Annotated in this window: 13 protein-coding genes; 1 reads left to right on the plus strand and 12 read right to left on the minus strand. The window is 66.5% G+C overall.

The features are described from left to right. Positions 1-3: 3 nt before the first annotated feature. The 8 genes from LEL84_RS12955 to LEL84_RS12990 form a co-directional block, all read right to left on the minus strand. Entirely contained in the window at positions 4-1,194 is a 1,191-nt protein-coding gene (locus LEL84_RS12955) for a MalY/PatB family protein (protein ID WP_226511826.1), read from the minus strand. Between the two features lie 6 nt (positions 1,195-1,200). Then, complete coding sequence (locus tag LEL84_RS12960; RefSeq protein WP_226511827.1) at positions 1,201-1,671, minus strand: DinB family protein; 471 nt, start codon at positions 1,669-1,671, stop codon at positions 1,201-1,203. Positions 1,672-1,703: 32 nt separating this feature from the next. Further along, positions 1,704-3,089 carry an MFS transporter gene (locus LEL84_RS12965; protein ID WP_226511828.1) on the minus strand — a complete coding sequence of 462 codons (1,386 nt, stop codon included), beginning with the start codon at positions 3,087-3,089 and terminating at the stop codon, positions 1,704-1,706. A 315-nt stretch (positions 3,090-3,404) separates the two neighbouring features. Further along, on the minus strand, positions 3,405-3,980 hold the full coding sequence (locus tag LEL84_RS12970; RefSeq protein ID WP_083207316.1) for a CGNR zinc finger domain-containing protein: 576 nt from the start codon (positions 3,978-3,980) through the stop codon (positions 3,405-3,407). A 121-nt stretch (positions 3,981-4,101) separates the two neighbouring features. After that, a complete protein-coding gene (locus LEL84_RS12975; protein WP_226514312.1) occupies positions 4,102-5,628 on the minus strand; it encodes an NAD(P)(+) transhydrogenase (Re/Si-specific) subunit beta in 1,527 nt (508 codons plus the stop codon). Positions 5,629-5,648: 20 nt separating this feature from the next. Continuing rightward, a complete protein-coding gene (locus LEL84_RS12980) occupies positions 5,649-5,954 on the minus strand; it encodes an NAD(P) transhydrogenase subunit alpha (RefSeq protein ID WP_058253806.1) in 306 nt (101 codons plus the stop codon). Beyond that, positions 5,954-7,042, minus strand: coding sequence for a Re/Si-specific NAD(P)(+) transhydrogenase subunit alpha (locus LEL84_RS12985; RefSeq protein WP_058253805.1), 1,089 nt, complete (start codon positions 7,040-7,042; stop codon positions 5,954-5,956). Before LEL84_RS12985 ends, LEL84_RS12980 begins: the two co-directional genes overlap by 1 nt. A gap of 352 nt (positions 7,043-7,394) precedes the next feature. After that, a complete protein-coding gene (locus LEL84_RS12990) occupies positions 7,395-8,978 on the minus strand; it encodes a molybdopterin-dependent oxidoreductase (RefSeq protein WP_068971057.1) in 1,584 nt (527 codons plus the stop codon). Between the two features lie 140 nt (positions 8,979-9,118). On the opposite strand from LEL84_RS12990, the gene LEL84_RS12995 reads away from it, so the two are divergent. Beyond that, on the plus strand, positions 9,119-10,591 hold the full coding sequence (locus tag LEL84_RS12995) for an FAD-binding protein (protein ID WP_226511829.1): 1,473 nt from the start codon (positions 9,119-9,121) through the stop codon (positions 10,589-10,591). Positions 10,592-10,677: 86 nt separating this feature from the next. Here the strand turns inward: LEL84_RS12995 and LEL84_RS13000 are convergent, their stop codons facing one another. Genes LEL84_RS13000 through LEL84_RS13015 form a run of 4 tightly spaced genes read right to left on the minus strand, consistent with a single transcriptional unit; the run spans position 10,678 to position 13,700 of the window. Next, on the minus strand, positions 10,678-12,966 hold the full coding sequence (locus LEL84_RS13000; protein ID WP_068971059.1) for a heavy metal translocating P-type ATPase: 2,289 nt from the start codon (positions 12,964-12,966) through the stop codon (positions 10,678-10,680). Continuing rightward, positions 12,963-13,145 (minus strand): hypothetical protein, encoded by a 183-nt coding sequence (locus LEL84_RS13005; RefSeq protein ID WP_068971060.1) that lies wholly within the window; start codon positions 13,143-13,145, stop codon positions 12,963-12,965. Before LEL84_RS13005 ends, LEL84_RS13000 begins: the two co-directional genes overlap by 4 nt. 2 nt (positions 13,146-13,147) lie before the next feature. Beyond that, complete coding sequence (locus tag LEL84_RS13010; RefSeq protein WP_010843166.1) at positions 13,148-13,354, minus strand: heavy-metal-associated domain-containing protein; 207 nt, start codon at positions 13,352-13,354, stop codon at positions 13,148-13,150. Between the two features lie 52 nt (positions 13,355-13,406). Next, positions 13,407-13,700, minus strand: coding sequence for a metal-sensitive transcriptional regulator (locus LEL84_RS13015; protein WP_004020389.1), 294 nt, complete (start codon positions 13,698-13,700; stop codon positions 13,407-13,409). Positions 13,701-13,708 lie beyond the last annotated feature (8 nt).

The raw sequence follows: 13,708 nt of genomic DNA on the forward strand, positions 1-13,708 counted from the left end.
GAGTCACCGGATGAGTCCGGCAGCTACTCCTTCCAGGATCTGTTCGAGAATCGACTCCGAGGTGGCGAAGTTGATCCGCACATACGCCGCACTCGATTCACCGAATCCGCGGCCGCCGTCGACGAGAACGCGACCGCGGCGACGGATCGTGTCCACCGGATCGTCGAGCCCATACGCCGAAACGTCCACCCAGCTCAGGTATGTGGCATCGGGAAGGTGATGCACGGCCTCGGGAACTTCGCCGACAAGAAATTCGTGCACCCGCCTCCGGTTACGATCCAGCACACGGATGAGGTCGGAGTGCCAGTCCGATGCCTTCTCCCACGCCGCGACATGCCCGACCACCCCCGGCACCGACACCGTCCCGTAGAGATCCGGCGGCTCCGCATCGCGGCGGCCTAAGAGCTTCGACGACCCGTAGTGGACGACTGCGCAGCGCAACCCGGCCAGATTGAATGCCTTGCCCGCCGAGGTGATTGTCACCGTTCGTGCCGCCACCTCATCGCCGAGCGATCCGAAGGGAATGTGGCCGTGCGGGTGATACACGAGGTCTGCGTGGATCTCGTCACTGATGACCAGGAGGTCGAACCTCTCCGCCAGTTCCGCGATTCGGGTCAGTTCCGCCCGGGAGTGCGCCCGACCGGTGGGGTTGTGCGGATTCACGAGAACGAGCACCTTCGGCCGTCGACGCTCGAGCGCCCGCTCGAACTCGTCGAAGTCCAGACACCATCCCGACGACGTTCGGCGAAAAGGCACGTCGACAGTCTGCAGTCCCATCCTCGCCAGCGTCGCGAGGAAGGGAGGATAGTTCGGAGTCTGGATCGCCACCGCGTCGCCCGGACCGGTACTCAGCCTGAGGAGCAACTGCAATGCCTGGATGAGGTCGGTCTGCTCGCGCACCCGCGCGGGGTCGACGACCCATCCGTATCGGTCGGCCATTCGCCGGGCGAACGCATTACGGAGTGGTGTCCCACCCAACCAGTCGGGGTATCCGAGATCCCCCTTCTCGATCGACTCGACGAGCGCGTCGCGAATCGGCGGTGCGATGGGAAAGTCCATGTCGGCGACCCATGCCGGAATAGTCCCGTCGGCGCGCGCACGAGACCATTTGACGCCCGGCCGCCGGCTGAGTCGAGTGACTTCGAGGTCATCGAAACCTGGATGCGCCGAACGAGTCCGGCTGCTCATGGGCATGGCCGATCACCGCCGTCCTGCGGCCAGGGCCGTCAGCGCGTCGCGAGATAGTTCGATCTGCCCGTGATGCTGAGCGAGTTCCTCCAGCACGTGCAGCAGCACACCGCTCGGCGACAGTGGACGAGCCGGACCCTCGTAGTCGCCCGGCGGGGTGTTCCGCAGCGGCGCATCAGGATCGAAGCCTGCGAGGTCGCCGTCCAGTCGGCCCTCCAGTGCGGCGATCCGCTTTCGGAGGTCGTCGATCGATCCGCTTGCCGTGAACTCGGCCGTTCGGTTGCGATCACTGGGTCGGCCGGCGATGAGGTGCCCGATCCAGTACTCGGCGACCTCGGTGCAGTGGAATGCGATGGCCCACGGCGGGTTCGCCCCGGCGAGGGGCGGTGCCTGATTGGCCTGGTCGTCGCCGATCTCGCCGAGCGCGTCGAGCATCCCCGCGAAGGCGCGATGCACGAAGTACAGGTATTCCTCGGTGTTCATCTGATGACTTTCTGTGATTCGTGTGGTGAGGATCAGTCGATCTGCTCGAGTACGGCGTTCTTCGTCTCGGGCAGAAGGGTCAGGACGACACCCGCGCCAATGGCGAAAAGCACGGCGCTGGTCGTGAATACGAGTCCGGTTCCGCCGAAGCCGAGCAGTGCCGGGACGGCGAGCGGACCGAACACGGAGCCGAGGCGACCCATTGCCGTGGCTGATCCGACGCCGGTGCCTCTGCTGTGGGTGGCGAACAGCTCCGGCGTGTAGGCGAAAATGGAGGAGAACATGCCGAAGAAGAAGAACTGCAGGAAGGAGCCGGCAACGATGAGCTCGACGGTGCCCGAGCTCTGGCCGTAGAAGAAGGCGGCGATTCCGGAACCTACGGTGTATCCCGCCAGGCAGTATCGACGCCCGAGACGCTCGATGAGATAGGCGGCGGACAGGAACCCGGGAATCCCCCAGAGCGCCATGGCCAAAACGAATCCGATGCTCTTCGCGACATCCAGACCGCTATCGGTGAGGAGCTTACCGATCCACGTGGTCAACCCGTAGTAACCGGTCATCAGGCAGAACCACACCGCCCACACGGTCAAGGTGCGTGCTCTGTTGCGGACGTCGAGAAGCGCTCGCAACCCGCTACGCGCCGTGCCGGGTCCGGCGTCCGGAATCGGCGTGTAGTCGGGAAGTGGTTCGGCGGTGGCCTCCTGCACCCGCTGCTCGAAGGCGCTGAGCGTTCGTTCGGCGTCCGCCTCATGACCCCTGGCGATCTGCCACCGCGGTGACTCAGGCAAGTTCCTGCGGACGATCAACGCGATCACGGCGAGCCCGGCCTGCATGAGAAAGAAGCCCCGCCAGCCGAATTGCGAGGCGACCAGGAGATAGGAGAGCGCGCCGGCAGTTATGAATCCGAGCGGCCACGCCCCCTCCAGCAGGGCCGCATACCGGCCACGTTTCGACGACGGCATGAACTCGGCGAGAATTGCTGCAGCGACCGGGAATTCAGCCCCCATACCGATTCCCAGCACGAACCGGAAGGCCAGCATCGATTCGTACGACCAAGCGAAGGAGAGGCCGACGCTGGCGAGCCCCCAGATCACGATGCTGTACTTGAAGACACGCAGGCGACCGAACCTGTCGGCCAGCGCTCCTGCACCGATGGCACCGAAGAACATCCCGGCGAAACTCGCACTCCCCAGTACGCCGGTCTGCGCCGGGCTGAGATCGAAGTGGTCGCTGATGGGTGAGAGCAAGAAGGTCATCGCCCCCAGGTCGATGGAATCAAAGAACCACGCAGTTGCGATGACCAGGAACAGGTTTCGCTGCACGGGCGACCAGGGCAGTCGCTCCAGGCGACCGGCGACTTCGGCTGGGGTGAGGGTCGTGGGCGCGGTCGTCGAGGCCGCGAGTGGTGGTTTCGTCAATGGATTTCGGTCTCTCTCGACAGAAGGAGACGGCGCAGCGGCGCACCGTAGATGACTTCCCGGGACTCCGTCACCGGCTTAACCGGTTACGGATTGCACCGAGTGTGTACCTTCGATTCGTCACCTGTCAAGGGGGTTACTCAAATTCGGATACGCGGCACTACCAGGTATTTCCGTCGTTTCAGAGCCGTCATGACGCCGTAACACGGATGCGCGGCCACCCGCGCCCGACGACGGTCCGGGGCGCAGAATCGTGAAGACCCGGCACCGGCGATGATCGACCGAGTAACGGGAGAACTTCCTCGCGGAGAGGATTCAGGTGGAGAGTTCCTTGTGGCGGCGTCGATAATCCGCCGCCTTCTTGCGATTGCCGCATTCGGCCATGCCACACCACCGCCGTGAGCCACCGCGCGACACGTCCACGAACAACCGGGTGCAGTCAGGGTTCGAGCACTCGCGCATCTTGGCGAGGTCGGGCGATCCGAGCAACTCGATGGCGTCCCGCGCGAGCAGACTCAATCCATTTCGAGGCGTCCCTGTCACTTTCGCCATTCCGTCGACGTTCAGCGTGACAGTGGGCAGAGGCGTGGCGGCAGCAGAATTGAGCACGGCAGCGGACTCGGGATCGAAGTTCATCCCGCCGGCGGACGTGTCGTTGCCGGAGCCGAGGCAACCGACCACGACGTCGTAGATCGCCTCACGAACCCGTCGGGCGTACTCGACGTCCACGGTGTCCGGATCGTCCACCAGATCGAAGAGTCCCGCTTCGAAGAACCACCGGGACAGGTCACCAGCGTCGCCGAGGAGTTCGGTACGCATGCTTCGACGCCACAGCATCGTGCCCGCGAAATCGAGGCTCGACCGTCCGCTGACGAACACAAAACCCGACACATAACCATCTTGACAGGTGACGGCTCTCGATTCAACGTATCGAGATGTTTCCCCGCCGAGAAACAGCCGAGGCCCCCGCAACCAGAACGGTTGCCGGGGCCTCAGGAGAAACGTGAAAACGCTAGAGCGCCTTCAGTTCCTCGATGACGCTGTCGACGCTCTTCTTGGCGTCGCCGAAGAGCATGCTGGTGCCGTCGGCGAAGAACAGCGGGTTGTCGATGCCGGCGTAACCCGAACTCATCGACCGCTTGAGCACGATGGTCGATCGCGCCTCGTCGACGTTGAGGATCGGCATCCCGTGGATCGGCGAACTCGGATCATTGCGCGCCGCGGGGTTGGTGACGTCGTTCGCGCCGATGACGATGGCGACGTCGGTCCGGCTGAACTCGCCGTTGATGTCGTCCATCTCCTTCATCGAGTCGTACTCGACGTCGGCCTCGGCCAGCAGCACGTTCATGTGACCGGGCATGCGACCGGCGACCGGGTGGATCGCGTACTTGACCTCGACACCCTTGGCCTCCAACAGCTTCGCCATCTCCTTGACCGCATGCTGGGCCTGCGCCACGGCCAGACCGTAACCCGGGACGACGATGACCTGGTTGGCGTACGCCATCTGGATCGCGGCGTCGGCAGCCGAGGTCGCCTTGACGGTGCCGCCGGCCGCACCCGGACCGCCCGCGGCAGCAGCATCGCCACCACCGAACGAACCGAACACGATCGCCGGGATCGACCGGTTCATCGCCTTGGCCATGAGGTTGGTCAGGATCGAACCCGACGCGCCGACGATCATGCCGGCCACGATCAACGCCGTGTTGTCCAGCGCGATACCCGCGGCCGCAGCCGACAGACCGGTCATCGCGTTGAGCAGTGAGATGACCACCGGCATGTCCGCACCACCGATGGGGAACACCACGAACAGACCCATCACGCCCGCGGCGACCAGGACCCCGACCATCCACCAGACACTCGCGCCGCCACCGTTGGAGGCGTCGACACCGAGGTAGATCGCCAGCCCCAGCGCCACGATCAGCAACACGATGTTGGCGGCCTGAAACAGCTTCGCGTTGGAGACGAAGGTCTTCTCCAACCCCTTGGGCATGATCTCCTGCAGCTTGGCGAAGGCCACCAGCGATCCCCAGAACGAGACCGACCCGATGATCGCGGCGATCAGCGAACCGATCACCAGCGGCGACGCCGGTTCGACGTTGTGGAACGACGAGAACCCGGAGGTCTCGATGAACTCGGCCCACGCGATCAGCGCAACGGTGCCACCACCGACGCCGTTGAACAGCGCCACCAGCTGCGGCATGGCCGTCATCTTGGTCTTGAGTGCGGGCGGGATTCCCAGCGCCACACCGAGAATCAGACCGACGGCGATGAGCACCCAGTTGATCGTGGGCACGCCCTCGGTGGAGTGCCCGTCGGAACCGACCGCCCCCTCGTTCCACACGTAGAGCAGCGTCGCGGCAACCGCCAGACCCATGCCCACGGCGGCGATCCAGTTGCCACGCACCGCGGTCTTCGGTCCGGTCAGACCCATCAGACCGTAGATGAACAGGGAGAACGAGACGATGTAGAGCGCGGTCACCAGGTAGCCGACGCCCTCACTCGGGGTGTGCGCGCCCGCCGCGAGTACCAGCTGTGACACAGAAGTCTCTGGGGAGCCGTTCACTTGGCCACCTCTTTCTTACCCTTGAACATGCCCAGCATCCGGTCGGTGACCGCGAAGCCACCGATGACGTTGAGCGTGCCGAACACCAGCGCGACGAACGCGATGATGCGCACACCCCAGCCGGCGTCGGCGGGCAACTTGCCCAGCACGACCAGTGCGCCCAACACGACGATGCCGTGAATGGCGTTGGTGCCCGACATCAACGGGGTGTGCAGGGTGTTGGGGACCTTGGAGATGACAGCGAAGCCGACGAACCCGGCGAGCACCAGGATCGCGAGATTCGCGAGAAGACCGGCATACATCAGGCAGACACCTCCTGCTCGGTACGGGTGACACACGCGGCCGCGACGACCTCGTCGTCGAAATCCGGTGTGATGGAGCCGTTGTCGTCGAGCATCAGCTCGATCAGCGCCAGCAGGTTCTTCGAGTACAGCTCGCTGGCATGCTCGGGCATCGTGGCAGGCAGGTTCAGCGGTGCGGCGATGGTGACGTCGTGTTTGACGACGGTCTGACCCGGCTCGGTCAGCTCGCAGTTTCCGCCGGTCTCACCGGCGAGGTCGACGACGACACTGCCCGGCTTCATACCCTCGACCGCAGCCGCGGTCACCAGGCGCGGAGCCGGACGACCCGGCACCAGCGCAGTGGTGATCACCACGTCGAAACCCTTGATCGCGTCTTCGAGGGCCTGCTGCTGCTGTGCTCGCTCGTCGTCGGTGAGCTCACGGGCGTACCCGCCCTCACCGGCGGCGTCGATGCCCAGATCGAGCCACTGCGCGCCGACCGAACGGACCTGCTCGGCGACCTCGGGACGCACGTCGTAACCGGTGGTCCGCGCACCCAGACGCTTGGCCGTGGCCAAGGCCTGCAGCCCGGCCACACCGACACCCAGGACCAGCACCGTCGCCGGCTTCACCGTGCCGGCCGCCGTGGTCAGCATCGGGAAGAACCGCGTCGACACATCCGCGGCCACCACGACCGACTTGTAACCTGCGACATTCGCCTGCGAACTCAGCGCGTCCATCACCTGGGCGCGCGAGATACGCGGAATGGCTTCCACCGCGTACGCCTCCACGCCTGCTTCCCGCAACGTGGCGATCTGATTGTCGGCGTTGCGCGGCGCGAGAAAGCCGATCAGCTTCTGCCCGCTCCGCAGCTTCGCGATCTCCGCATCCGACGGCGGCGACACCCTCAGGACCACATCGGACCCATATGGATCGCCGATCGTCGCACCGGCCTCGGTGTACGCCTCGTCGGGGATCAGGGCGCCGAGACCGGCCCCCGACTCCACCACGACGGGCACACCCTTGCCCACCAGCGCGGCGACGACCTTCGGGACCAGCGCCACCCGGCGCTCTCCCTCGGCCGTCTCGCGCACGACACCCACTGTCATCTATCTCACCTGTCTGGTCCGGCGCCATCGAGCAGCGCCGCGGTTCGGCGCCAGGACTCGGCGCGTCTTGTCAACGAGGTGACCCGCTTCCAGATCGTGCAGCTCCGCCATGTGTGGGCGCAGCGGACGACCTGACGCAGGTCACGAGGTGCTCGGATGGGACAGGATGGCTGTCACCCGGCTCACATAAAGGTGCGATGAACATAACATGCGCTCTCAGCGACAGCTCAGGTGAGTCAGATACCTCACTCCACCCTTGACGCTGCGGTTTTCGCCATTTCTGGACACATGTCTGTACAGGTGTCGTCCCGCCGGCCTGCTGAGTCTTTCCGGCCTCGGGCTCCGTACCGCCTCAGACGATGGTGTAGGTGCGGTCGTCGAGTCCGCTCGCGCCGTCGGGTGCCGGTGCCTGATAGCGCTCGATCTGCGGCTTGCCCTGCTTGTCGATCGCCCGGCACTCGAGGGTGTGGTTGCCCTTGGTCGCCTGCCAGGCGAACCGCCATTGCCGCCACGTGTCGATGCTGTACTCCGTCGTCAACTCCGCGGGTTGCCATGGCCCCTGGTCGACGCGCACCTCGACGCGCTCGACGCCCGTGTGCTGGGCCCATGCGGTGCCGGCCACGACGACCTCCCCGGCCGGATGCTCGGTGCCATCGGCCGGACGGTCGAAGCGCGACGCCATCTTGATCGGGCCGAGCGCTGACCACCCGCGGGTCGTCCAGTAGGCCTTGGCCTCGGAGAACCGCGTGATCTCCCAGTCGATGACCCATTTGGTCGCCGAGACGTACCCGTACAGTCCCGGCACCACCTGCCGGACCGGGTATCCGTGCTCGAGGGGAAGCGGCGAGCCGTTCATCCCGACGGCGAGAAGCGCGTCGCGCCCGTCGGTGACCGTCGAAATCGGAGTGCCGCAAGTCCATCCGTCCACGCTCGTGGACAGCAGCATGTCCGCCCCGGGCCTCACCCCGGCGAGGTCGAGGACCTCGCGCATCGGCACCCCCAGCCACTTGGCGTTGCCGACGAGATCGCCGCCGACCTCGTTCGACACGCAGGCGAGCGTGATGATCCGCTCGGTCATCGGCATGGCGAGCAGGTCATCCCAGGACAGGGTCACCTCACGGTCGACGTCACCGTGGATTCGCAGTCGCCACTCGTCGGTCGTGAGCGTCGGAACCTGCAACGCGGTGTCGATGCGGTAGAAGTCGGCGTTGCTGGTCATGAACGGGGTTGCACCCGAGAGCTCGAGCTGCGCACCGGCCGGGATCGGCGGCGCCTGGCTCGCCGCACGCGGCAACAGCACTCGGGCACGGTCGGCGACGACGCCCGCAGTGTCGGCGAGCACTCGCCGGGCCACGACACCGACGACCACCGCGGCGGCCGCGATACCGCCGGCGGTGAGCACGAAGCGGCGCGAGAAACCCGACCGCACAGCCGATGTGGGCTCGTCGCCCGCGGCGTCGGGATCCGCCTCGGGGGACTCCGCCCCCTTGGGACGTAGCTGCGCGATGAGGACGCGCAGCACGACGATCCCGACGACGCCGGCGATGATCGACGGCAGTGCGTGCGTCCAACCGGCATCGGGACGGTTGAGTGCGGCCAGCATCCCGACCACCCCGAAGGCTCCGATGATCACCGAGCCGAGCGGAGGTCGTCGTCGTTCGAGGTATCCGCATGCCGCCGCGAGTACCGCGATGATGATGCCCATCCCGATGAACAGTGCGAGCTTGTCGTTGACGCCGAACGTCTCGATGGCCCACTTGCGTACGGCCTCGGGCGAATGGTCGACGACCGACGATCCGACCGCGAAGTACGGGGAGGAGTCGGGCGAGATCGGGACGGCGGCCAGTTCGCCCGCGGCGAGAGCCGCGCCGACTGCGACCACGCCCGCCAGCGCAGGAGCCGGCGAGGATGCGTGACGCGTCGTGATGGAGGCCATATCCCTTGGTACCGGAGAACCCTGTGAATATGCCGTGCGTCTGATGGTCCGAGACCGGGCGGTGACCACCGACGGCACCCCGTCGACGAATCGTTACCAAGACTAGAACAGGTTCTAGTTTGTCCGCTAATCTGAGCGGCATGGCTACCAGCACCGAGATCCCCGAGACTGTCGCAGTCGATTCGGTGAGCGAGTTCTCCGACGAGGTCGACGTCGTCGTGATCGGATTCGGCATCGCCGGCGGATGCGCCGCCGCCGAGGCCGCTGCCAACGGCGCGCGTGTGCTGTTGCTCGAGCGCGCCGCCGCGCCCGGCGGCACCACCTCGCTCTCCGGTGGGTTCTTCTACCTCGGCGGCGGGACCGCGGTACAGCAGGCCACGGGCCAGGACGACTCCGTCGAAGAGATGGAGAAGTATCTCACCGCCGTGTCGATCGAACCCGAGGCCGACAAGATCCACGCCTACTGCGTCGACAGTGTGGACCACTTCAACTGGCTCGAAGGGCTCGGCTTCACCTTCGAGCGCAGCTTCTATCCGGAGAAGGCCGTGATCCAGCCCGGCACCGAGGGACTGATGTTCACCGGCAACGAGAAGGTCTGGCCGTTCAAGAACCAGGCCGTCCCCGCACCGCGCGGCCACAAGGTCCCGGTCCCCGGGGAGACCGGGGGCGCGAAGCTGGTCATCGATCTGCTCGTCACCCGCCTCGATGAGCTGGGTGCCGAGGTCCGGTATGAGACCGGCGCCCGCCAGTTGGTCGTCGACGAGCAGGGTGCGGTCGTCGGCGTGACGTGGAAGACGCCCGACGCCGAGGGCGTCATCCGCGCGGACTCGGTGATCATCGCCGCCGGCGGTTTCGTGATGAACCCCGACATGGTCGCCGAACACACCCCGCATCTCGCCGAGAAGCCGTTCGTGCTCGGCAACACCTACGACGACGGCCTCGGCCTGCGCATGGGCCGATCGGTCGGCGCCGCACTGAAATACATGGACAAGGCGTTCATCACCGCGCCGATCTACCCGCCCGCCAGCATGGTCATGGGCGTCATCGTGAACAAATTCGGCGAGCGGTTCGTCACCGAGGACTCCTACCATGCGCGGACATCGGGATTCGTTCTCGAGCAACCTGATTCGGTGGCTTATCTCATCGTCAACGAGTCGCACATGAACGAGAAGCAGAACTACCTGGTCCCGTTGATCGACGGCTGGGAGACCATCGAGGAGATGGAGCGGGACCTCGGAATCCCCGAGGGCAAGCTGCAGGCGACCATGGCCCGCTACAACGAGAACGCCGCGAAGAAGGAAGACCCCGACTTCCACAAGGCACCCGAGTTCCTCGAGCCCCAGGACACCGGACCGTGGGCGGCCTACGACCTGTCCCTCGGCAAGGCCATGTACGCCGGGTTCACCATGGGCGGTATGGCGACGTCACTCGACGGTGAGGTGCTCGACGAGTCGGGCACCGTCATCCGCGGGCTCTACGCCGCCGGGGCGAGTGCCACCAACATCGCGCAGGACTGCAAGGGATACTGCAGCGGAACGCAATTGGGCGAGGGCTCCTACTTCGGCCGGCGCGCCGGGCGGCACGCGGCGGCACGGGTCGCCACCAGCGCCTGACGGTCGGGCACCCGGTCGAAAACCGCCCGCCGGCGGACCACAGACGACGAAGAGTCGTCGGCGTCGCCGGCGAGGGCGGTTTCCACTCAGCGCCGCGGCGTGAACCCGCGGAGTCGCAGGCTGTTGCCGACGACGAACACCGACGAGAGCGCCATGGCCGCGCCGGCGATCATGGGATTCAGCATCCCGGCGGCGGCCAGCGGGATGGCGGCGACGTTGTACCCGAAGGCCCAGAACAGGTTTCCCTTGATGGTGCCGAGGGTTCGACGCGCCAGGGCGATGGCATCGGCCACCGCGCGCAGGTCACCGCTCACGATCGTCAGATCGCTGGCGGCCATCGCGACGTCGGTGCCGGTACCCATCGCGAGGCCGAGATCCGCCTGCGCGAGCGCCGCGGCGTCGTTGATCCCGTCCCCGACCATCGCCACCACGTGGCCCTGCTCCTGCAGTTCGGCGATGACCTCGAGCTTCCGCTTCGGACTGACCCCGGCGGTGACGTCGTCGATGCCGACGCTCGACGCCACGGCCCGGGCGGCGCCCTCGTTGTCGCCGGTGAGCAACATCGGAGTCAGACCCAGTCGCCGGAACTCGGAGATCGCCGCGGCCGATGAGGGTTTGACCTGGTCCGCCACCACGAGAACCGCGACGGGAACAGGTTGTCCGGCAGGTTCTTCGGAGGAATGCTCAGCGATCAGGACGACGACCGCGGTTGCGCCGTCGGACTCCGCGACGACCACCGCATCGTCGAGCGACGGTGGTAGCGGCGCGTCGATCGTGTTCGGCGACACCACTGTCACGAACCGGTCGCCGACGATCCCGGCGACACCGGCGCCCTGCGTGGACACGAAATCTCGGACGCGGGCGTCGATGTGGTCGCGTCCCGCGTCGACGATGGCCGCCGCGATCGGGTGTTCCGATCCCGACTCCACCGATGCCGCCCAGCCCAGGACCTGTTCGCGCGCATAGCCGTCGGCCACGGTGATCCCGGACAGCGACATCTCACCCGTCGTCACGGTGCCGGTCTTGTCCAGCACGATCGTGTCGACGCGTCGCGTCGATTCCAACACCTCCGGGCCCTTCAGCAGGATGCCCAGCTGTGCCCCTCGACCGGTACCGACCATCAGGGCCGTCGGAGTGGCGAGTCCGAGCGCGCACGGGCACGCGATGATGAGGACCGCGACGGCGGCGGTGAACGCGAAGGTCACATCGCCACCGGCGAAGTCGGTCGTGGACGCCACGCCGAGCCAGAAGCCCAGGGTCGCAAGCGAGATCGCGATCACGATCGGGACGAACACCGACGAGATCCGGTCGGCCAGTCGCTGGACGTCGGCCTTGCCCTCTTGCGCCGCCGTCACCATGCGGGCCATCTGGGCGAGCGCGGTGTCGGAACCGACAGCGGTCGCACGCACGACGAGCAGACCGCTGGTGTTGACGGTCGCGCCGACCACCGAGTCGCCGGAGGTGACCTCGACCGGTACGGATTCGCCGGACACCATCGACGCGTCGACCGCCGACGCACCGTCGACGACGACTCCGTCGGTGGCGATCTTCTCACCGGGCCGGACCACGAACTCGTCGCCGACCGCCAACTGCGCGATGGGGATTCGGGACTCGGCACCGTCGGACCGTCGGACGACGACGTCCTTGGCCCCAAGGTCCATCAGCGCGGCGAGTGCGTCACCGGCCCGCCGCTTGGCGCGCTTCTCGAAATAGCGGCCGGCCAGTAGGAAGGTCGTGACGCCGGCCGCGGCCTCGAGGTAGATGTGCGACGATCCGTCGGTCCGCTGGGGCAGCAGGTCGAATCCGTGGGTGAGCCCGGGCGTGCCCGCGGTGCCGAGGAACAGCGCGTACAGCGACCATCCGAACGCCGCGAGGGTGCCGACGGACACGAGGGTGTCCATCGTCGTGGCGCCGTGGCGCAGGTTGATCCACGCTGCGCGGTGGAACGGGTAGGCCCCCCACACGACGACCGGCGCGGCGAGCGTCAGGGACAACCACTGCCAGTACGTGAACTGGAGCGCCGGGATCATCGCGAGCGCGATCACCGGCACCGAGAGGATCGCGGAGACGATCAGGCGCTGCCGGAGACCGTCCAATTCGGGATCGCCGGACCCCGCTCCCGGGTGTTCCGGAGCGTAGGCCGACGAATCGGGCACGATCGGCGATGCGTCGTAGCCGGCCGCGCGGACCACCTCGACGAGGTCGCCGGGCGCCAGACCCGCAGGTACCTCGACGTGGGCACGTTCGGTCGCGTAGTTCACCGACGCGGTCACACCGTCGATCTTGTTGAGCTTGCGCTCGATGCGGTTGGCGCAGGACGCGCAGGTCATGCCGGTGATGTCGAGGTCGACCAGTTGTCCGGTACTCGCGGTCATGGGTGACCACCTTCATGCGGGTCGGATGTCGGTTCGCCGGTGACGACGCCGTGTGACGGTGCGTCGTGAGTCACCGGCTCCACGTCGGGGCCCCACGCACGCCCGACGCCGAACGCGATCACGAAGACCGCGATCAGCGCGACGACGTAGGCCAGGGGCCCGGTGGCAACGGATCTCATGGTCAGACCAGTGCGTAGCCGGCTTCGGTGACGGCGGCCGCGACCTCGTCTCGACCGAGTTCACGGTCGGCCGCGACCCGCACCGAGCCGTCGTCGACGGTGACCTCGACACTGGTCACGCCCGGCAGCGCCTCGATCTCCTCGCGAACGGACGCGGCACAGTGGCCGCAGGTCATGCCGGTGACGGTGTAGGTGCTGGTGGTGCTCATGCGGATACTCCTCGGATCGTCGAAGTCAACGGGGATGGATCAGGAAGGACGGTCAGGACTTGACCAGGCGGGTGATCGCGGCCATGGCCTCGTCGACCTTGGCCTTGCCGGCCTCGTCGCTCTCCTGCGCGGCATGCACGACGCAGTGAGCCATGTGCTCTTCGAGGAGCCCGAGGCTGACCGCTTGCAGCGCCTTGGTCATCGCCGACACCTGCGTCAGGATGTCGATGCAGTAGGTGTCTTCCTCCACCATCCGCTGCAGACCGCGCGCCTGACCTTCGATGCGCTTCAGGCGGCGCAGATAGTCATCCTTCCGGCCGATGTAGCCGTGCTGGTGCTCGTCCATGATTCTCC

The sequence above is a fragment of the Gordonia sp. WA4-43 genome, assembly GCF_020520305.1.
In the GTDB taxonomy this organism is placed as follows: domain Bacteria; phylum Actinomycetota; class Actinomycetes; order Mycobacteriales; family Mycobacteriaceae; genus Gordonia; species Gordonia hongkongensis.